Genomic DNA, 20,749 nt, shown 5'->3' on the forward strand with positions numbered 1-20,749 from the left:
ACGTTGATAGGCTACAGATGTAAAGTTGGCGACAGCACAGTCGAGTAGTACTAATCATCCGAAGCTTTCAAAGCAAAACAGACTTGTTGTTTGTTCTTCGAAAATAACTTCTTTCAATAATATGTCATTTAAGCGGAAAGCTAAAAGACTAAAGAGTAAAGCGAAATACAGTAGCTTTAAGCTTTGAGCTTTGTCCTTTCAGCTCAAATAAAAGTATTTAGGTGCCTATATCGGTGGTGTCCACCTCTTCCCATTCCGAACAGAGAAGTTAAGCCCACCAGAGCCGATGGTACTGCGGTAACACGTGGGAGAGTAGGTCGGTGCCAAATCTTAAAAGCCTCAAAAAGGCATTTAACAAAGAACCCTTGCAGTAACAACTGCAGGGGTTTCTGCGTTTGTAAGAAGAAGGAACAAAGAGCAAGGAGTAAAGATCAAAGCTGAAAGACTAAAGGTCAAAGCAGAAAACTAAAAGTAGAACATTAGCATAATCCGTCGCACGTCCTGCTGAACTTGATTCAGAATCTTTTTACAGATGATTAAGGAGCAAGGAACAAAGAATAAAGGCTAAAGGTCAAAGCAGAAAGCCAAAAGCTGATTCTTCGTATAGTTCACGGTACGTCCTCCTAAACTTGATTAAGGATCTTTTTTTACAGATGACTAAAGAGCAAGGACTAAAGAGTAAAGACTAGAGGTCAAAGCAGAAGGCTAAAAGTAGATTCTTCGCATAGTTCTCGGTACGTCCTCCTGAACTTGATTCAGGATCTTTTTTACAGATGACTAAGTAGCAAGGAACGAAGAGTAAAGATGAAAGCAGAAAGCCAAAGCCGATTCTTCGCATAGTTCTCGGTACGTCCTCCTGAAGTTGATTCAGGATCTTTTTACAGATGACTAAGGAGCAAGGAACAAAGAGTAAAGACTAAAGGTCAAAGCAGAAAGTTAAAAGCCTATTCTTCGCATCATCCGTCGTATGTCCTCCTGAAATTGATTCAGGATCTTTTTACAGATGAATCAAAAAACCAAAATGAGCAATGAAAAAGGATTGCAAAATATTCTTTACCTATATCTCCATTTATTTTCTATGTTAAAAAATGTAAATTCTTCAAGCGTCAAAGCAATAAAACCGTATTATTGTACTATTACGTACATCTTGACATGATCAAAATCAACCATACAAAAGTATTCTTAATTGCTTTTTTCCTCTGCATACAAATTGGTGTTTTCGCACAAAGTAAAAATGTAAAACTTCCTGCTAACTGGTTCAACCTGGATCTAATAGACAATAGATACTTTGGTATCAGCACAGAGAAAGCTTACCGGGAGATCCTAAAAGATAAGCAGCCTAAGGAGCAGATTATTGTTGCTGTTATTGATGGGGGTGTAGACATTTCTCATCCTGATTTAACATCCGTTCTATGGACAAATGCCAAGGAAATTCCAGGCAATGGTATAGATGATGATGGTAATGGCTATATAGATGATATTCATGGCTGGAACTTTATCGGTTCTAAAAAAGGTAATCTGGAATTTGATAATTTAGAACTTATTCGATTGCTTAGAATTTATACGCCTAAATATCAGTCAACAACAAACCTAACTCCACTGGATAGCAATCAAAAGGAAGAATTTCGGTTGTATAAAAAAATGGTTGGCGACTTCGGTAAAAAATATGAAGATGCCAGCAATACCTTTTCTGTGTTAGTAGCCATTAATAAAGTTCTTGATTCTGCCGCTAAAGGAAGCAACAAACAAGTGCCAACATATGAAGATGTTGAAAGGTATAAGGCTGATGATGACGTTGAAGAACAAGTTAAGACCATTATTCGCAAAGGTTCCAAGGAAGACGGGAGCTTTGAGAAATTCTATAAAAGTATTAAAGATGGCTACAAACAATATGATGCCATGTTGAAGTATAATCTTAATCCAAAGTATGATATGAGGGCTGAGCTCGTTGGAGATGATTATTCAAATAGTAATGAACGTAAATATGGTAATGCTGATGTTAAAGGGCCGGATGCCATGCACGGAACTCATGTTAGCGGAATTATTGGAGCGGACAGGACGAATAACCTCGGAATTTCAGGCGTAGCCAATAATGTGCGTATTATGGCCATCAGGGTTGTGCCAACAGGTGATGAACGTGACAAGGATGTAGCCAACGGAATCAGGTATGCGGTAGATAATGGTGCACGTGTGATAAACATGAGTTTCGGAAAAGCTTATAAATGGGACAAAAAAGTAGTTGATGAGGCGGTAAAATATGCAGAATTAAAAGGTGTATTATTGGTTCATGCTGCTGGTAACGATAATCAAAATAATGATATAGAAGAAAACTTCCCAAATAAATACTTTGAAAGTCCAGAGGCTGAAGCCTATAAAGTAGCACATCGTAAACCTGCTAAACCTGATTTTACCCCACCAAAACCGATGGGACAAAATAGCATGGGCATGAGGCCTCCAATGAATAGTGCTATTATTAAGACTGCTCCGGTAGATTCGGCAAAGTTTAAACTTCCAAGTGCAAGTAACTGGATAGAAGTTGGTGCAAGTGCTTATAAAGATGATGAAACTCTAAAAGCAGATTTCTCTAATTATGGAAAATATACTGTTGATGTTTTTGCGCCCGGTTTTTTAATTAACGCTACAGTTCCGGATGGTAAGTATGAAGATTTGGATGGAACGAGTATGGCGTCGCCAGTTGTTTCTGGTTTAGCAGCACTAATTTTGAGTTATTATCCGAAACTAAACCCGGCTCAGGTTAGGGAGATCATTATAAAATCTGTTACCAAAGTAAATCATAAGGTTAAATATAAAAATGAAAAGGGTGAGAATACAAGGGCTTTATTTAGCGAAATTTGTATAAGTGGTGGTATTGTGAACGCATATAATGCCTTGAAGCTCGCAGAGACTTACTAGACAGGCATATTTTCTAACTCACCGATAAACTCCTGAAAGGTTCCAAAGGGATATCTGTTTGATTTCATCCAACTGATCAGGTTGTCCATTCTATTGATCATTTTCGACCCTGTATTTTTCCTTACATATCCTGGAAAGCCAAATCGTTCAAAATCGTCCAGGTCTGTAAATTCCCATGGATGGAAGTAAATATTTAGGTATTGATCTTTTTTATAAGTCCATTTTGTCAGAGATTTATAAATACTCAGCGGAAGGTTATGGAAAGAAAGCCAAAATAAAGGAAATCTGATCACCGGACTTACGGAAGCCGGGATTTGTAATACATTTTGCTTCCTGAAATGCGTTCTGGAAACATTAAAATTATTATATCGCCCTGGTAAGTAAGTAGGGTTAATAGACGTATTGTATAAATACCCTGCTTTTTCTATTTCTTGCTCATCAACAGGCATCATCCTGGCCATGCGATAACCACTTATTTCTTGCCCGGATAATTCCTGTAGCCTTACCTTAGATTTTAAAAGATGTTCTGGTTTAAAATCGGAATGATAATAGCCATGTGAAGCTAATTCATGACCAGTTTTTGTAATTCGTTCGATTAAATCAGGTACATTTTCGGCAAAAGTAACGGTACAAAAAAAAGTTGCTTTAATTTTGTGCTTATCTAAAAGATCTAAAATAGCGATTGTTCCTGCTCTGGAGATTGAAATCTGGTCAGCAAAAGAAATCTCTTTCCCATACTCAAAAGGCATGTCGAACTCTTCAATATCAAAACTTAAAAGAACCATTAATGCTGCTGTATATTGGTTGAACGAATAATATAATTAGGTCGGTTTTTAGTTTGCATAAACATTTTACCCACGTAGATTCCAATAATGCCCAAAATGATCAACTGAAGCCCTCCAAAGAAAACAATCGTCATCAGCATCGATGCCCAGCCAGAAACTTCCACATTGTTTACAAAAGCATAAATAACATATGGAATATATAGTACTGACGCAAATGAGAATATGAAACCTAAGTAAACCGCTGAATAGAGCGGTTTAATACTAAATGAGGTAACACCGTGCAGCGCGAGCCGGAACATTTTTTTGATAGTATATTTACTTTTGCCTGAAAAACGGGCAGCAGGATTGTATTTTATAGCATATTGCTTAAACCCAAGCCATTTAACCAGTCCACGCAGGAAGGGTTCATTTTCGTTAAAATTTCTGAATACGTTAATAACCTTTTGATCTAACAAACGGAAATCGGCCGCACCTGGTTCCAGTTCTATATCTGACAATAAATTAAGGGTTTTATAAAAAAGGTTTGATGAACTTCGTTTTCCTTTAGAAAGGCTTTTATCTTCCTCTCTTATCGTATAAACTACTTCATAACCTTCTTCCCATTTTTTTAGCATTTCCGGAATCAGCGTTGGCGGATGTTGCATATCGCAGTCCATTGAAATAACACAATCGCCAAAGGCATGGTCCATACCAGCTTTCACGGCCACCTGGTGACCAAAGTTTCTGGAGAATTCCAAAAAGAAAATATTATCAGCCATTGCTACATAATCCTGAATTTTTTTTAAGGTGTGATCTGAACTACCATCATCAACCAGGATGACTTCGTAATTGAAATTAATTTCAGCGAAAACGTTTTTAAGGCTTTCACAAATCACAAAAATATTATCAGCCTCGTTGTATGCTGGGATCACGATTGAAACTAATCTTTTCATTCTTCGGTCATCGGATAAGACTCAAAATTTTCTTTTAGCATTTGATAAACAATCGTTATCCAAATGATGACACAAGGTAGTGCTTTGAGTGAATATAGGCGAATAAAATCTTTTACCGCCCTAGGTAAAATATCAGTTGGTGATAAGCTGGTGAGTACAAAAGCAAATATAAATAGTGCAATTATCCAGGTTCTTTTTGGATCTTGCTGTACAATAAACCAAATGGCTACACCTGCAAAAGCGATAATGTAAGTAGGCGACTCTGAGCCACTGCTAAAGATAACCGTGAAAATTAATGTAGAAGCCAATAACATTAGCCGAAAAGCCAGGTATTTATACTGTTTGATTCGAAAATAAGGAAGCGCAAATAGTACTAAGCCAGATAAAAGAAATGGGCCGTTCGGAATATTGATATTACCGCTAATCCTTCTGCACATACCCATAATGGAAATATCCTGAAATGAAGTAAGTGATGCATTGGCAGTATTCTTATGAACAAGGGATTGGTACCAGTCTGCGTAAGATTGGATTACAAAGGATGGCGACGAGATGGTCATCGGCAATAGAAAGAGAATTAAAAATGCCCCCAAACCAGCTAGAATGAATCTAAGTTTTTGCCTTGTAAAGAAGAAAAATGCCAAACCAACAATCCCATATAACTTAATCAACGTACCTAGTGCGATAAAAAATGCTGATTTAATTTCCTCTTTTTTGATCAGGTAAGAGAAACTCAGTAACATCAACCCCGTAAGCGCGATGTTGAATTGAAAGCTAAAGAGCGCCGTGAGAGTTTCGTGGGCACAAATCCAGGCTACAATCGTCCGTTTATGCAAAGAAATGGGTAAGCTATAAATTCCCCAAAGTAAAACCAACACATTAACTATGTTCCATAAAAACATCGCCAATCCGTCGGGCAACAACGCAAAAGGCGCAATGAGTAAAGAAAAAACTATTCCGTAATGGTTACTGTCATTGTACGCTGCGTAATTACTATACAAATTTTGCAGATCGACAGTGTGCCAATAAACATATTTGAAAATCAGGTAATTGTTGTATGAATGATGTAAATATTGCTTGCTGCTCGCGATGATAGCCAAAAGGATATATACAGCGAAAATGACCTGTTTTTTCCTCAAGATTGTAATAATCTTCGGAAAGAGGGATTGATTTGCGAGGCTCATATAATTAGTTCGGCAAATATAAATAAATTAGTGATTCGTTGGCTGAGATATAGAGTGCATAAGCAACTCTGAGGAATAAAATTGAATGTACGATATTTTCGAGGCGAAGATATTTTATTAAAAATTGAGCGACTTATGGCGTAAAATATCCGATACAGATTTAATTTTTGAAACATTGTCGTCTTTAATGAGTATCTTCAAATTTAATAGTTGATATATAAGTCGTTTTAGGTTTAATTAAGTTTAAAGTTCTTTTTTGTTCAACTTTTCGGCGTGATTTACTATAAATAAGCTATGGAAAACTGTGTAATATCTCATTTTGGTGTATTTGAAGTTGAAAGTCATGCGGTTTCTGGTAAGAAAACATTTATTGATATTCAAAAAGCAGCGAAATATTGCCCGCAAACTGTTAAAAGCTCTAGCCAATTAAAAGATAAAAATTTGTATCAATGGTTTTTTAATCTTCTTTTTAGGAAACTTTTCTAATTTCATCTGTATTTCCGGCTAACCTTATGAAGTAGAACTGTATTTCAGATTCTAATCTTCTGTGTTTTTTATACCATAATTAAGCCAATCCTTTACCAATTTTATCTAAATGGGTAGCGATGCTTATCCCTTAATTTTTTAAAGACTATTTTTGATTTACACCAATCGTTATCGTTTTTAAATTAATAGCCATGTACAGCACGCCTAAATTTCCATTTAGCAATAACAAATTATCCTTATTAATCCTTACCATTCTATTTTCATTCCTTTCAGCAATTGCAGCAGCACAATCGCCATGGATTAATTTAGCTAAAAAGCCATCTACATTGGGCTTAGAAAATGGCTATAAAGTGTATGATGCTGGTGCATTTGATTTAAAACTGGTTAGGTCATCTCAAACCGTAGCTGGGCTTCTACCAAAAAATATAAAAGATTTCGATTTTACGCCTAGTGATAGTTTAAAAGTTAGAAGTTCGGATGGTTTGTACCATTTAGGTGATATCAACCTGAGAATTAAATCAGGAGCTGATCAAAGCTGGAAAAGTTTTAGTACGGCAGCTAAACGCATGCCTGTAAAAGCCATTAATGTTAAAGGTAAAGTACTTGCATCAGCAGATTTGGCCTCCACCTTACCAGCAGATATTCCATTGCAGATTATCCGTAGCTGGGAAATGAATGAGGGTAAACTGACTTTGAAATTCGAAATTAAAAATAAAACAGCTGGCGATGTAGAAATCGGTGCATTGGGAATTCCGATGATTTTTGATAATATACTGGAAGGGAGAACGTTGGAGCAAACCCATGCCAAGAACGTCTTTTACGATCCTTATATTGGTAAAGATGCCGGTTATCTCCAGGTAACGAGATTAAGCGGACAAGCGCCATCATTAATTGTTGCGCCTGTTGGTAAGACACCATTTGAAGCTTACAATCCATTAAATGATGACCGTACGCCACGTGGAATTGCCTTCGAGGGTTTTTACGAGTGGATGGTTTATAGTAAAGCTTATGCAGAAAATGAGTGGAAAAGTGCAGATCAATGGAATGTACCTACATCCATCATTTTAAAACCAAATGAGACTAAAACTTATGCACTTCAATTTATCCTCTCTGGCAGTGCAAAAGATATTGAAAGCAAGTTAATTGAAAATAAACGCCCTGTTGCAGTTTCAATCCCAGGTTATGTATTACCTAAAGATGTAGATGCGAAGTTATACATCAACTATACGAAAAAAATAAAGTCAATCACTTCATTTCCTCACGAGGCTTTAGCAATAAGCACTTTAGGAACGACAAAGAATGGATGGAAGAGCTATTCGGTTAAAGGCCAAACCTGGGGTAGAGCCAGACTCACAATCGTTTACGAAGATGGCCTGGAACAAACCATAAATTATAAAGTTATAGAGCCGGAAAGTGAGGTCATCGCCAGTTACGGAAATTTCTTAACGACCAAACAGTGGTTTGATCAACCTGATGATGTTTTTAAACGTTCGCCATCTGTAATTACTTATGATAATGAAAAGCAGCAACAAGTAGTGCAGGATAACAGGGCATGGATTGCAGGTTTAAGTGATGAGGGCGGAGCGGGATCGTGGCTGGGTGCCATTATGAAACAGCTTGTAAATCCTGATAAGACTGAAATAGATAAATTACAAAAATTCGTAGATACAGTAATGTTCGGCAATATCCAGTTGAAAAAAGGACCACAGAAATATGGAGTGAAAAAAAGTCTGTTTTTCTATGAACCAGATTCGATGCCGAAGAATACTTATGCAAAAGACATTAATTTCAAAACCTGGTCTGCATGGCCAAGTAAGGAAGCTAATAATTTAGGGAGATCATATAATTACCCTCATGTGGCGGCTGCACATTGGATAATGTATCGTTTGGCCCGAAATTACACGGGCTTAGTCGCAAAGGATAGTTGGAAACAACATTTAATTGATGCTGCAGAAACTGGAATGGCAATGGTAAATATAGCGCCTTACTATGCACAGTTCGGACAGATGGAGGGAACTATATTCTACCTGATTTTAACCGATCTTAAAAATGAAGGTTTGACTGATGAAGCCAATAAACTTTCTGATGCGATGAAAAAACGTGCTGATCACTGGCGATCGCTTGAATATCCTTTTGGCAGCGAAATGCCTTGGGATTCTACCGGGCAAGAGGAAGTTTATGTATGGTCGAATTATTTTGGTTACGAAGATAAAGCCAAGGTAACACTTGATGCTATTTTAGCTTATATGCCGGTGATGCCGCATTGGGCTTACAATGGAAATGCCCGCCGTTACTGGGATTTTCTATATGGAGGCAAACTTCAACGCATTGAAAGAATGATCCATCATTACGGCTCTGCCTTAAATTCAATTCCGGTATTAATGGATTATCGCAAAAATCCAAACGACTTTTATCTCTTGCGTGCAGGTTATGGTGGGTTGCTGGGTTCTATTTCTAATATTACCCATGATGGATTTGCACCAGCTGCTTTCCATGCTTATCCTTCCACGCTTAAAAACGACGGCATTACGGGTGATTATGGCTCCGGATTTTTTGGCTATGCGGTAAATACTTCATCTTATATTCTGAATCATCCCGAATTTGGATGGCTGGCTTTCGGTGGAAACCTGATCAAAGAGAACAACACCGTAACAGTGGCTATCACAACGGCGGCAAAATCATCCGTTTATCTGGCGCCAATCGGGCTTTGGATTTCCTTAGACGCTGGTAAAATAGAATCTCTAAGCTATAATATTTCTACGGGTGAAGTACGTTTGAAGTTGGAAAAAGCAGATCAATACACGGCAGCCGCGGTGATTAGAATTGCGCAGCCTGCAAAACTACCGAATGTGGCCACTTATGAAATTAAGACAACGGGTAAAAAAGAAAGAGGTGCGACGCTGATTAATCTTTCTAAAACAGGAACCACTGAAGTATTGATTCAGCAATAAAATAACAAAAATGAGGCATTCATTATTTCGGTCGGTGGGGTCATACAACTGATAGATAGACGTAGATGAATTCAAAATAGGTCTTAGCATTTCGCTAAGACCTATTTTTATGCAATTTGATATTGGCTGCTGATTGTTTCGATAGATTTACAGCGTAAACCCTAATTCAATTAGTTGATTGGCGTTAAGATGGCGCACCAACCACCGCCTTTTTCCATTTGGATATCAATTTTGTCTGCTTTGGTCACCTTCGATGAGGTGATTTTATAATCAGCGGCATGTTTATCGGCATTTATGCCATCACTTAAAATCTCCATCTGATAAGACTTGCCATCAAGAAAAGAAAGTTTTGGAGTCAAGGTTCTTGAATTCCAATCGGTCATTCCGGAGACGTACCATTTGTTGTCTTTCTTTCTGGCAATCAAAGCATATTCGCCAACCTTACCATCAAGTGCAATAGTTTCATCCCATACGGTTGGAATTTTAGAAATAAAGGCTATGAATAAAGTGTCTTTTAAATAATTGGAAGGATTGTCAGCCAGCATTTGTAACGGACTTTCATACATCACACACATTGCCGCCTGATGTGCCCGGGTTCCCATGCTCATAGGCTCGCTAAAAACAATATTGAAGTTCTTTTTAGTTGCATTAATCATAGCTCCTGGCGTATAATCCATTGGGCCGGCAGCCATTCTGATAAAGGGTAAAGTTACATTATGGGTGGGCGTAATCTCTGCACTCCACTTGTTATTTTCAGCTCCGCGTACACCTTCATAACTCAAAACATTCGGATATTTATGATTCAATCCCACCGGTTTGTAAGCACCGTGCAAATCAACCATTAACTGATATTTCGCCGCAGTTGCTGCTACGCGCTCATAAAAGTTTACCATATATTGATCTGCTCTCGCCATAAAATCAACTTTAATCCCTGCCGCTCCCCACTTTTTATATTTTGATAAGATGTTATCCATATCCTTATCCAGCGGCCCCCATAAAGTCCAAAGCCAAACGCCCACATTTTTTGACTTTCCATAGTCGATGATTTCCTGTAAATCGATATCTGATGCGGTATGTGTCAAATCAGTAGTTGTTTTCGTCCAGCCTTCATCCAGCATAATATATTCCAGACCGAATTGAGCAGCAAAATCAATGTAATATTTATAGGTTTTGGTATTGATACCGGATTTGAAGTCGACACCATAAATATTATTATCATTCCACCAATCCCAGGCTACTTTACCTGGTTTTATCCATTTTGGATCGTCGATAATGGATGAACTTGACAGCTTATAAGTGAGATTGGTTACGAGTAAATCCTTATCTTCTGCACAAATGGCAATACTTCTCCATGGGAATTTACGCTGACCTGTAGTTTTTGCTATATGACTTTCTAATTTAGTGATTTTGATATCTCGATCTCTGACTGGAGTACTTGTAGCAATGTTTTTAGGATGTGCAGCCGTAAGTTTTCCGGTTCCGGTACCAAATAAAAACATATTGGGATAATCATAAAGATCAGCTTCGCTAACTAACATTTTGATTCCAGACTGAGAATAAACCAGCATGGGTAAAGCTGCATGTTGCTGACTGCTGAAGGCGTTTAAGGTAGAATCTTTATACAAACTTTCGAAATGTGAAAGAAAGTTTGGATCACTTTCCAAAGGCCAGAACACCCGGTTGTTTGATCCAAAATCAAAATCTGCAATTTCATTTTCAACTTCTATAGTTTGCTTGCCAAGTGTTGTTTCAAAGCGATAGGCAACACCGTCATCATATACCCTGAAATAAACACTATAGTTTCCTTTAAAATCTAGTTTCAATTCATTGTAAATATTGTTTATCTTTTTGCTTTTTACCGGAATTTCAGCGGTTAATGCCTCCTGGTGTGTGCTTTGTTTTTGGTGGAGTAAAATCGGATTAACGCCCAGTTGCAGGTTATTTTTAAGAAGCATGGCCAGCTGACTCGGTTGCAAAATTGTTCCCGTACCGTACTTAATACTCCAGGTAATTTTCTGGCCTAAACTAATGTTAATTTTTATTTTTCGATTGGGAGAACTAATTTGAAGGTCTTTTCCAAATGCAGCTCCAAAAATGCAGATGCTGAAAATAAAGGCAAAAAGTTTTTTATTCATGTGTGGTTCAAAATAAATGTGGAAGGATTAATTTTTCCGCTGTATTGATATTTGGTAGAATTTATTGCTTACTAAACTAAGAAAAAGATGGGAGCTATAAATGACTATAATTTGCAATTGTTGTGCGTATTTTAACCCGAAATTTTGAAAATTGACTAAATTGAAGTGATTTTAGTACCATAGCAGTTGCCACTAATTGGCTGATACTTCTCGTATTTTATCCGATTGATCCAAAAATTATTTATTAAACTCTGCTTTGGTCATCTTCGTATTTCTAAAGCCCATCATCGTACTTATTTAATTCCACCATAATGAAAATTTTGATACGTAAAGTTCTTGTCCTGGTTATTCTCTTCTGCAACCTAGCTGTTTTTGCTCAGGTTAAAACGCCAGTTTACACCCTGGCAGATACGCTTAGGGGAAGCCTCAATTCAGAACGGACATGGTGGGATGTTCAGCGGTATGAGCTGGCCTTTAAGGCAGATTATATCAATAAAACCATATCAGGATCAAACGAAATTTTGTACAAGGTGGTAAAAGCCAATGATGGGAAAACAAGGATGCAAATCGATCTTCAGGAACCACTTCTTATCGACAGTATCTGGTTTAACGAAAAATCAAAGTTAACTTTTGAGCATGTTGGAAGTGTATGGTATGCACAGGTTCCTGCTCAGAATAATGCGGAAGTAAACCGGGTGAAAATATTTTATCATGGTGCCGTACACCAGGCGAAACGTGCGCCCTGGGATGGTGGTTTCATCTTCACCACCGATTCCTTATCCCGGCCATGGATGACGGTTGCCTGCCAGGGTTTAGGTGCTTCAGTTTGGTACCCCAACAAAGACCATCAAAGCGATGAGCCAGATTTAGGCGCCTCTTTAACGATGACTATTCCAGATACGCTGGTAGGCGTTGCAAATGGAAGACTTGTTTTTAAGAATCATAATAATGATGGTACTGTTACCTATAAGTACAATGTACAAAACGCCATCAGCAACTATTGCATTATTCCCTACATCGGTAAATATGTCAACTTTAAGGAAGAATATCCTGGCGAAAAAGGAAAGCTTGATATCAATTACTGGGTGTTGGATTATAATTTAAATAAGGCTAAAACTTATATGCCAGACCAGGTACATAAAATGCTGAAAAGTTTTGAGCACTGGTTTGGTCCATATCCATTCTATGAAGATGGTTATCAGTTAATTGATGCTTCGCATACCGGAATGGAACATCAATCGGCAGTTTCTTATGGCAACAAATACAAGTTTGGCTATTTGGGAAGAGATATGTCTGGTAACGGATGGGGAATCAAATGGGACTTTATCATCATACACGAAAGTGGGCATGAATGGTTTGGCAATAACATTACTACAAAAGACCTGGCAGATATGTGGGTGCACGAAGGTTTTACCAATTACAGTGAAACCCTTTTTGTGGATTATATTTTTGGTAAGCAAGCCGGGAACGAATATAACTACGGCATCAGAAAAGGCATTCGGAATGATCGTCCGATTATACCTGCATACGGTGTAAATGCGCAGGGTAGTGGAGATATGTACCCAAAAGGTGGGAATATGTTGCATACCATCAGGCATAGTATGAATAATGATGAACTTTTCAGATCTATATTAAGAGGTTTAAATAAAACTTTCTATCATCAAACGGTAACCACTGCACAAATAGAAAATTACTTTTCAAAAAAGGCAGGTTATAACTATGCAAAAGTTTTTGATCAATATTTAAGAACCACACAAGTCCCTGTATTTGAATATTACATTAAAAATGGTGAAGTATTCTATCGCTATACGAATTGTGTAACCGGATTTGACCTGCCTTTAGTATTTAATAAAGCAGGTGTTAAAACATTGAAAATCATTCCTTCGGAAGAATGGAAGCATTCAAAATTATCATCCGGGCAAAATGCTTTATTAACGGAAGTAGCAATAGAATCGATGTATTACCTGGACATAAAAACCAAGAAATAAACTCAAACTCAAATGGTGTATTTATAGTTGGTATCGGTTAAAATCCAACAATTGTACGCTGAAGCTATGCCGTAACTTTGGATAAAAATAGCGAACATCTAAATACACTGATGTGGTTTATAACTTTAAGTGATGTAAATGTATTTAGATAACAATCAAAATAAAATATATAAATTAGATATAAAATGGCAATAAAATGGACAGGGGTTTTCCCGGCTGTAACTACAAAATTTACAGCAAATGATGAATTAGATTTTCCAGCTTTTGATTTAAATATCGAGGCACAATTGGAAGCTGGTGCAAATGGTATCATTCTGGGTGGCTCTTTAGGAGAGGCGAGTGTACTTACAGATGATGAAAAATTCGGATTATTATCTCACACTTTAGAAGTGGTTAATGGTCGTGTGCCTGTTTTATTAAACATCTCAGAGTCTACCACTAAAAAAGGAATTGAAGTTGCTAAGAAGGCAGAATCGTTAGGTGCCCAAGGATTGATGTTATTGCCACCGATGCGTTATTATGCATCACCAGATGAAACTTTAGCCTTTTTTGGAGCCATTGCAGAAGCTACAGCGTTACCGATTATGATTTATAATAATCCGGTTGATTATAAAATTGAAGTAACACTGGATATGTTTGAAGCACTTACAAAGTATCCGAATGTACAGGCCATTAAAGAATCTACCAGAGATGTTTCTAACGTTACCAGGTTGATTAATCGTTTTGGTGATCGTTTCAAAATCTTTACGGGTGTAGATCCGTTAGCAATGGAAAGTATTGTAATGGGTGCCGATGGATGGGTTGCTGGTTTGGTAGATGCCTTTCCAAGAGAAACGGTGGCGATTTTTAATTTGATTAAAGAAAACCGCATTGCTGAAGCATTAACGATTTACCGTTGGTTCTTACCTGTATTGGAATTGGATATTCACCCGAAATTGGTTCAGTACATTAAACTTGCAGAGGTGGCTACAGGTTTAGGAACAGAGGCCGTTAGGGCTCCACGTCTACCAATCGAAGGCGCAGAAAGAGAGAGAGTTTTAAAAATTATAAACGATGCCTTAGCGGTTCGTCCGGAATTACCTGCAGGAAGCTGGGGTAAATAATAAAAACCAAATATGAACGGAAAAAATATTGTTGCCAGTGAATATGTAGATGGTAATGAAATTAACCTAAAAGCAGTAAACCCGGCAACGGATTTACTGCTGGACGGTGATTTTTATAAGGCCACTGAAAAAGAGATTAATGAGGCTTTGGTTTTGGCGACTGAAGCATTTGAAGTTTATAGAAATATCAATAAAGATAAAAAGGCTGCATTTCTAAATGCCATTGCAGATGAAATTTTAGCTATTGGCGAAGAGTTAGTGGCACGTGCTTCGGCAGAAAGTGGTTTGCCTTTACCAAGATTGCAAGGTGAACTGGGGAGAACTACAGGCCAATTGAGGCTTTTTGCTAATCTGGTTGCAGAAGGATCTTGGGTAGATGCCATTATTGACACGGCTTTACCAGAAAGACAACCTTTACCAAGATCAGATATTCGCCGGATGCTGATTCCAATTGGCCCGGTGGTAGTTTTTGGAGCCAGTAATTTTCCTTTAGCTTTTTCAGTTGCCGGTGGAGACACTGCTTCTGCGCTTGCTTCGGGATGCCCGGTGGTGGTTAAGGCTCATCCTGCACACTATGGAACAAGTGCCTTAGTAGGCGGAGCAATTATCAAAGCGGTTGAAAAAACAGGCATGCCTAAAGGCGTATTTTCCATGCTTTATGATGATGCTTACCACGTGGGTACAGATTTAGTTTTACATCCATTAACGAAAGCTGTCACCTTTACTGGGTCTTATCATGGTGGAATGGCTCTGGTGAAATTAGGACAGGAACGGAAACAACCTATTCCTGTTTTCGCTGAAATGGGAAGTATTAACCCAATTATATTTCTCCCTGAGGCGATTGAAAATCAAGCAGAAGAATTAGCAAAAAAATATGCAGCTTCCATTACTTTAGGTGCTGGTCAGTTTTGTACCAACCCAGGTTTAATGCTTGCTATTGCTTCACCAGGCTTAGAGAAATTTAAAGAAACGCTATCTGCAGCAATTGCCGTGGTTCCATCTGCAACCATGCTTACCGCAGGAATTGCTAAAAATTACGCAAAGCTTTCTGGAAATATTACGGAGGAAGCGGGAGTTGAATTACTTGCAGTTTCTGACGTGAAAAATGCCGAACTGCAAAATCAGTCTGAAGCGAAAGTAGCACAGGTAGATGCCGCAAGCTTTATTAAAAATCCAAGCCTTCACGAAGAAATTTTTGGTCCGTATTCATTATTAGTGATGGCAAAGGACCCGCAGGAATTGGAAGAAGTGATTTCGGTATTGCAGGGACAACTTACGGTTACGGTAATGGCTGCTCAAAATGAATTAAGTAAATATCAATCACTGATTCATAAACTAACAGATAAAACTGGTAGAATTATCCTGAATGGTGTGCCAACAGGCGTTGAAGTTTGCGCGGCTATGCAACACGGTGGACCATTTCCGGCAACGAATGATAGCAGATACACCTCCGTAGGATCAACAGCGATCTATCGCTTTGTTCGTCCGCTGGCTTACCAGGATTGGGAACAGGAACTTTTACCAGATGAATTGAAAGACGGTAACCCGGCGGGTATTTTTAGAATGGTTAATCAGCAATTTACGAAAGACATATGAGTAAAACCTTTTTTTGTGTAGATGCACATACTTGCGGAAACCCGGTGAGGTTGGTAGCTGGGGGCGGACCACAACTGGTGGGCGCTAATATGAGCGAAAAACGACAACACTTTTTAAGGGAGTTTGATTGGATCAGAACGGGGTTGATGTTCGAACCAAGAGGTCATGATATGATGTCGGGCAGCATTCTTTACCCGCCTCACGATCCTCAAAATGATGTAGCTGTACTTTTTATCGAAACCAGTGGATGTTTGCCTATGTGCGGTCATGGCACCATTGGCACTATTACGATCGCTATAGAAGAAGGATTGATCCAGCCGAAAATTCCTGGAATCATCAGAATGGAAGCGCCAGCTGGTCTGGTTGAGATTGAATATAAGCAGGAAGGTAAGAAAGTTAAATCCGTTAAGTTAAAAAATGTGGCTTCCTATCTAGCTGCAGAAAACCTCGAGGTAGAATGTCCTGACCTGGGAACACTGATTTTTGATGTGGCTTATGGTGGAAATTTTTATGCCATTGTAGATCCGCAAAGCAATTTCCCTGGTCTGGAGAATTATACCGCTTCACAATTGATTACCTGGAGTCAAACCATCAGGAAACGAATTAATGAGAAATATACTTTTGTTCATCCACAAGATGCCACTATTAATGGTTGCAGCCATGTGCTTTGGACAGGAGCAACTTTAGACCCAACTTCTACTGCAAGAAATGCTGTTTTTTATGGTGACAAAGCCATTGATCGATCACCATGTGGTACCGGAACTTCAGCCCGGATGGCGCAATGGCATGCAAAAGGAAAACTTAACAAAGGAGAAGATTTTATCCATGAGAGTTTTATCGGGAGTAAATTTACCGGAAGAGTAGAGGAAGAAATCGAGTTGGCTGGCTTTAAGGCTATTATTCCTAGTGTAGAAGGATGGGCAAAAGTTTTTGGTTACAATACAATTAAAATTGATGCTGAAGATGATCCATATGCTTATGGATTTCAGGTGATTTAGTAAAGTGTTTTTATAGATTAGGGAAAGTACAATGTCGAAAGTATTAGTTATAGGTGGAGGAATTGTTGGACTGACGTCGGCATATTATCTTCAAAAAAAAGGGTTTGAAGTAACGGTTTTGGATAAGGGCGATTTAAGTGATAACTGTTCATTTGGAAACGCAGGAATGATTGTCCCTAGTCATTTTATTCCATTGGCTGCGCCTGGAATGCTGAGCAAAGGCATTAGGTGGATGTTCAATAGTAAAAGTCCTTTTTACGTTCGTCCATCTTTAAATCCAAGTCTGATTGGCTGGGGACTGAAATTTATGAAATATGCCACAGAAAAGCATGTCACTCAATCTGCAGAACCACTTCGGGATTTATCACTACTGAGCAAAAAGCTTTACGAAGACCTATCAAAAGAACCAGACTTCAATTTTGAACTCACCAATAATGGCATTCTAGCTTTTTATAAAACTGAACAAGCTGGCGAAGAGGAAGCACACTTGGCCGATAAAGCCAAAGCACTTGGGTTGGATATGGCTGTTTTAAGTGCGGCAGAATGTAAGGCACTACAACCCAATTTAAAACTTGATGTGCTTGGTGCTGTTCATTACAGATGCGACGCACACCTTTATCCGGGCAAACTGATGAATGCTTTACTTGCTTATTTAAGAATTAACGGTGTTTCGTTGGTTAGTGGGAAAGAGGTAGACAAGATTGAATCAGCAGGGAATAAGATCACGAAAGTGTTTACTGGTACTACGGCCTGGGAAGCAGATCAATATGTAATTGCAACGGGATCATGGTCGCCTGCGGTAGCGAAAATGGCTGATTTAAATATCTCCCTGATGCCAGGAAAAGGTTATTCTTTTATGGAACCAGAGCCAGAGCAACGCTTAACCATTCCGGCTTTACTTTGCGAAGCGAGAGTGGCTATTACACCGATGAATGGTGGCATTCGCTACGGCGGAACGATGGAATTAGATAAGATTAATACGAGGGTAAACATGCAAAGGGTGAAAGGAATCGTAGAATCTGTTCCAAAATATTTTCCTGATTTACATCCTGCGCTGCCTGATGAAAAGAACATTTGGTATGGATTCAGGCCTTCATCACCTGATGGATTACCATATATTGGACGCAGTACGCATAGAAAAAATTTGATTATTGCTACGGGGCATGGGATGATGGGGCTAAGCTTAGGTCCGGCGACAGGCTTATTAGTTAGCCAGATTATTGCGGAGGAAAACCTGGAAATGGCAGTGGATTCTTTCGCGGCGAATCGTTAGTATAAATGAATAGGGCATTAATGTAAAAAATACTGGTCATAGTGTCTTGCTATGACCTTAAAGCGATCGCTATGGCTTGCCTCGGCTGGCCGCCGAAGGGCTCTCTTCTTTTTCTTGGCAAAAAGAGGCAAAACCGAGCTTTTCTGCGAGCTCATGAATACCTATGAAAACATAAACAACTTATGAATAAACAAAGGCTTGGACCTGATGTGCTATCGCTATCACTACCCAACAAGGCCAAACCACCGTTTCTTCGTTCTGCTCTTAGACCGGCATGGTCAATTTTTTGGGATGGCACTGACCAAGCCCAGCTACTGACTTGGATAAAAAAATTGCGAGCCGGCAGTTTTGTTTCTTTTGCTGTCAAAAGAAAGAAGGCCCGTCCGGCCAGGACACGATAATATCCTTTAAACCCGAAGCGTAAAAGACATTTTTTTTGTAGCAATTATCTATCGGCTGGTTTCATCACTTGCCGTAAACTTTTTCCGCTGCGCTGGCTTGCCTCGGCTAGCCGCCGAAGGGCTCTTACTTTTTTGCTTGATCAAAAAAGTAACAAAAAAATCAAGGCTTGGATCTGATGTTGGATTAGCGCGTCGAAATTTAAATGGCGGTAGCGCAAGGGCTCGATTTGCTTTATAATGAAGATTTGTTTTAGGAGCCGTTCGCGCTACCTTGGGCTGTGGGGAAATTTGAACGTTGGTGCGAAAATTTCAACGGCTTCTCCTTCCATCATTTCCTAGGCCGGATAGCAGGGTGGCCATAGCATGATGAGAAAGCAGGTGCAGACTTAGATTTATAACAAGTATGGCGATCGCTATCACTACCTAGCAAGGCCAAACCACTGTTCTTCGTTCTGCTCTTAGACCGGCATGGTCAATTTTTTGGGGTGGCAATATCCAAGCCTACTCACTAACTTTAACAGAAAAATTGCGAGCCGGCAGTTTTGTTTCTTTTGCTGTCAAAAGAAAAGAAGCCTGTCCGGCCAGGACACGATAAAATCCTTTTAACCCGAAGCGTAAATAAATTTTAGTTGAACCAATCATATATTGGCTGGGGTCCTGATCTGCCGAAAACTTTTCCCGCTGCGCTGGCTTGCCTCGGATGGCCGCCGAAGGACTCTCTTCTTTTTCTCAACAAAAAATAGGTTTAAAACATTGAAAGTGAGCAAGGTGTCAATAATGAGGCTCATCCTTTGCTTTCATTAATAGTGCAGCTAACTTCACTTGACAATGGTAATACCTCAAATCTCATCAATCAATTTAATAAACTGATTTGAAGTTGCTTTCGGCTTACTTTCCAATGCTAAAGGATAAAATTTCTAAGCTGGTTTTTGTTGAATATTATCGTATTGTAGCAGGATTTTAACCTAATAAAGGATTTTTTGAATTTTTATAGTTAATATCCTTATATTGAGTCATAATCAACAACCAACAACCAACCAAACCTTGATATGAAAGTATTGCCATTTACCATGCTTGTGCCTGATGACAAGAGTGTCATTTCTGAGCACGTAGAATTGCCTTATTTTTATCAATATCTGCACAGACACGATGAATGGCAGATCACTTATATCGAAAGGGGAGAGGGGACGCTAATCGCTGGAAGTGATATGCATGCTTTCAGGCAGGGCGACATATTTGTGATCGGCGCAAAGCTTCCCCACCTTTTTAAAAGCAATCCAGAATATTTTGAAAGTAAAAGCGAACGATCTGTTGCGGCATATTCGGTTTATTTCAATTCAAACGGAACGTTAGGGCCGCTGTTTTCTCTTCCGGAGATGAAGATGGCCACTTCTTTTTTAGCGAAAAATAAACATGGCTTCAAGGTGCCATTTATGCATACAGAAGAAATTTTAGGTAAAATGGTTGCTGTACACGAGGCATCTGGTACAGATCTACTGTTTGCATTTGTTAAATTAATGGTTGCCCTACAATCTATCGGTGATGATACTATTCCGCTATGTTCCGATTTATATTCATCAAATGTAAGTGAAAATGAAGGCATGCGTTTGAGTAAAATCATTGGTTACATTACCGAAAATTACAACAGTCAGATTACACTAGAAGATGTAGCTAATGTTGCATTTATGACACCTCAGGCCTTTTGCAGGTATTTCAAAAAACATACCGGCCATACCTTCGTGTCATTTCTGAACGAAGTACGAATTAATGATGCTTGTAAAAGTTTAATTTCCGGAGAGAAAACGGACTGCATATCGGGCGTAGCCTATAAAGCTGGCTTCAATAGCATTACTAATTTCAACCGGGTTTTTAAAAGCATTATTGGTCAGTCGCCGAGGGCTTATGTAGATACCTATAATACAGTAAGCAGGGTAAGCTATATGGGGGTATAAAGTTCACAAGTCCTTTTTTTTTAATAAAATGATCTGATTTTTTTAATCGGAGTTA

General features: G+C 38.8%; 13 protein-coding genes and 1 rRNA gene. 10 read left to right on the forward strand and 4 right to left on the reverse strand.

All coding sequences use genetic code 11. The features are described 5' to 3' along the window. Window positions 1-217 precede the first annotated feature (217 nt). Window positions 218-329 (forward strand): 5S ribosomal RNA (gene rrf, locus SOM16_RS18120). A gap of 823 nt (window positions 330-1,152) precedes the next feature. Then, window positions 1,153-2,913, forward strand: coding sequence for a S8 family peptidase (locus SOM16_RS18125; RefSeq protein WP_320465412.1), 1,761 nt, complete (start codon window positions 1,153-1,155; stop codon window positions 2,911-2,913). On the opposite strand, the gene SOM16_RS18130 is transcribed toward SOM16_RS18125, so the two are convergent. The 3 genes from SOM16_RS18130 to SOM16_RS18140 are packed head-to-tail and all read right to left on the reverse strand — an operon-like array spanning window position 2,910 to window position 5,811. Continuing rightward, window positions 2,910-3,698 carry a polysaccharide deacetylase family protein gene (locus SOM16_RS18130; protein WP_320465413.1) on the reverse strand — a complete coding sequence of 263 codons (789 nt, stop codon included), beginning with the start codon at window positions 3,696-3,698 and terminating at the stop codon, window positions 2,910-2,912. The genes SOM16_RS18125 and SOM16_RS18130 overlap by 4 nt on opposite strands. Continuing rightward, window positions 3,698-4,630, reverse strand: coding sequence for a glycosyltransferase family 2 protein (locus SOM16_RS18135; protein WP_320465414.1), 933 nt, complete (start codon window positions 4,628-4,630; stop codon window positions 3,698-3,700). The genes SOM16_RS18130 and SOM16_RS18135 overlap by 1 nt, the downstream gene beginning before the upstream one ends. Next, the gene (locus tag SOM16_RS18140; protein WP_320465415.1) at window positions 4,627-5,811 is read right to left on the reverse strand and encodes a glycosyltransferase family 87 protein; all 1,185 of its coding nucleotides are present in this window, start codon (window positions 5,809-5,811) and stop codon (window positions 4,627-4,629) included. The genes SOM16_RS18135 and SOM16_RS18140 overlap by 4 nt, the downstream gene beginning before the upstream one ends. A gap of 294 nt (window positions 5,812-6,105) precedes the next feature. On the opposite strand from SOM16_RS18140, the gene SOM16_RS18145 reads away from it, so the two are divergent. Further along, window positions 6,106-6,297, forward strand: a complete 192-nt coding sequence (locus SOM16_RS18145; RefSeq protein WP_320465416.1) for a hypothetical protein — start codon at window positions 6,106-6,108, stop codon at window positions 6,295-6,297. Between the two features lie 191 nt (window positions 6,298-6,488). Further along, a complete protein-coding gene (locus SOM16_RS18150) occupies window positions 6,489-9,248 on the forward strand; it encodes a DUF5695 domain-containing protein (RefSeq protein WP_320465417.1) in 2,760 nt (919 codons plus the stop codon). Window positions 9,249-9,418: 170 nt separating this feature from the next. On the opposite strand, the gene SOM16_RS18155 is transcribed toward SOM16_RS18150, so the two are convergent. Continuing rightward, the gene (locus SOM16_RS18155; RefSeq protein ID WP_320465418.1) at window positions 9,419-11,383 is read right to left on the reverse strand and encodes a glycoside hydrolase family 97 protein; all 1,965 of its coding nucleotides are present in this window, start codon (window positions 11,381-11,383) and stop codon (window positions 9,419-9,421) included. A 311-nt stretch (window positions 11,384-11,694) separates the two neighbouring features. Between SOM16_RS18155 and SOM16_RS18160 the strand changes: the two genes are divergently transcribed. From SOM16_RS18160 to SOM16_RS18185, 6 genes are all read left to right on the forward strand, one after another. After that, complete coding sequence (locus tag SOM16_RS18160; protein ID WP_320465419.1) at window positions 11,695-13,371, forward strand: M1 family metallopeptidase; 1,677 nt, start codon at window positions 11,695-11,697, stop codon at window positions 13,369-13,371. Between the two features lie 185 nt (window positions 13,372-13,556). Then, entirely contained in the window at window positions 13,557-14,474 is a 918-nt protein-coding gene (locus SOM16_RS18165) for a dihydrodipicolinate synthase family protein (protein WP_320465420.1), read from the forward strand. Window positions 14,475-14,486: 12 nt separating this feature from the next. Then, the gene (locus tag SOM16_RS18170; RefSeq protein ID WP_320465421.1) at window positions 14,487-16,070 is read left to right on the forward strand and encodes an aldehyde dehydrogenase (NADP(+)); all 1,584 of its coding nucleotides are present in this window, start codon (window positions 14,487-14,489) and stop codon (window positions 16,068-16,070) included. Next, complete coding sequence (locus SOM16_RS18175; RefSeq protein ID WP_320465422.1) at window positions 16,067-17,068, forward strand: 4-hydroxyproline epimerase; 1,002 nt, start codon at window positions 16,067-16,069, stop codon at window positions 17,066-17,068. Before SOM16_RS18170 ends, SOM16_RS18175 begins: the two co-directional genes overlap by 4 nt. Window positions 17,069-17,099: 31 nt before the next feature. Continuing rightward, window positions 17,100-18,341: an NAD(P)/FAD-dependent oxidoreductase gene (locus tag SOM16_RS18180; RefSeq protein ID WP_320465423.1), complete on the forward strand. Its 1,242-nt coding sequence runs from the start codon at window positions 17,100-17,102 to the stop codon at window positions 18,339-18,341. Between the two features lie 1,450 nt (window positions 18,342-19,791). Further along, complete coding sequence (locus SOM16_RS18185) at window positions 19,792-20,694, forward strand: AraC family transcriptional regulator (protein ID WP_320465424.1); 903 nt, start codon at window positions 19,792-19,794, stop codon at window positions 20,692-20,694. Window positions 20,695-20,749 lie beyond the last annotated feature (55 nt).

The organism is Pedobacter sp. CFBP9032 (genome assembly GCF_034045265.1).
Taxonomy (GTDB): Bacteria; Bacteroidota; Bacteroidia; order Sphingobacteriales; family Sphingobacteriaceae; genus Pedobacter.

Bases quoted from the DNA above. Each gene is read 5' to 3' on its own strand.
- SOM16_RS18125 (WP_320465412.1), top strand. From the start codon at position 1,153: ATGATCAAAATCAACCATACAAAAGTATTCTTAATTGCTTTTTTCCTC.
- SOM16_RS18130 (WP_320465413.1), bottom strand. From the start codon at position 3,698: ATGGTTCTTTTAAGTTTTGATATTGAAGAGTTCGACATGCCTTTTGAG.
- SOM16_RS18135 (WP_320465414.1), bottom strand. From the start codon at position 4,630: ATGAAAAGATTAGTTTCAATCGTGATCCCAGCATACAACGAGGCTGAT.
- SOM16_RS18140 (WP_320465415.1), bottom strand. From the start codon at position 5,811: ATGAGCCTCGCAAATCAATCCCTCTTTCCGAAGATTATTACAATCTTG.
- SOM16_RS18145 (WP_320465416.1), top strand. From the start codon at position 6,106: ATGGAAAACTGTGTAATATCTCATTTTGGTGTATTTGAAGTTGAAAGT.
- SOM16_RS18150 (WP_320465417.1), top strand. From the start codon at position 6,489: ATGTACAGCACGCCTAAATTTCCATTTAGCAATAACAAATTATCCTTA.
- SOM16_RS18155 (WP_320465418.1), bottom strand. From the start codon at position 11,383: ATGAATAAAAAACTTTTTGCCTTTATTTTCAGCATCTGCATTTTTGGA.
- SOM16_RS18160 (WP_320465419.1), top strand. From the start codon at position 11,695: ATGAAAATTTTGATACGTAAAGTTCTTGTCCTGGTTATTCTCTTCTGC.
- SOM16_RS18165 (WP_320465420.1), top strand. From the start codon at position 13,557: ATGGCAATAAAATGGACAGGGGTTTTCCCGGCTGTAACTACAAAATTT.
- SOM16_RS18170 (WP_320465421.1), top strand. From the start codon at position 14,487: ATGAACGGAAAAAATATTGTTGCCAGTGAATATGTAGATGGTAATGAA.
- SOM16_RS18175 (WP_320465422.1), top strand. From the start codon at position 16,067: ATGAGTAAAACCTTTTTTTGTGTAGATGCACATACTTGCGGAAACCCG.
- SOM16_RS18180 (WP_320465423.1), top strand. From the start codon at position 17,100: ATGTCGAAAGTATTAGTTATAGGTGGAGGAATTGTTGGACTGACGTCG.
- SOM16_RS18185 (WP_320465424.1), top strand. From the start codon at position 19,792: ATGAAAGTATTGCCATTTACCATGCTTGTGCCTGATGACAAGAGTGTC.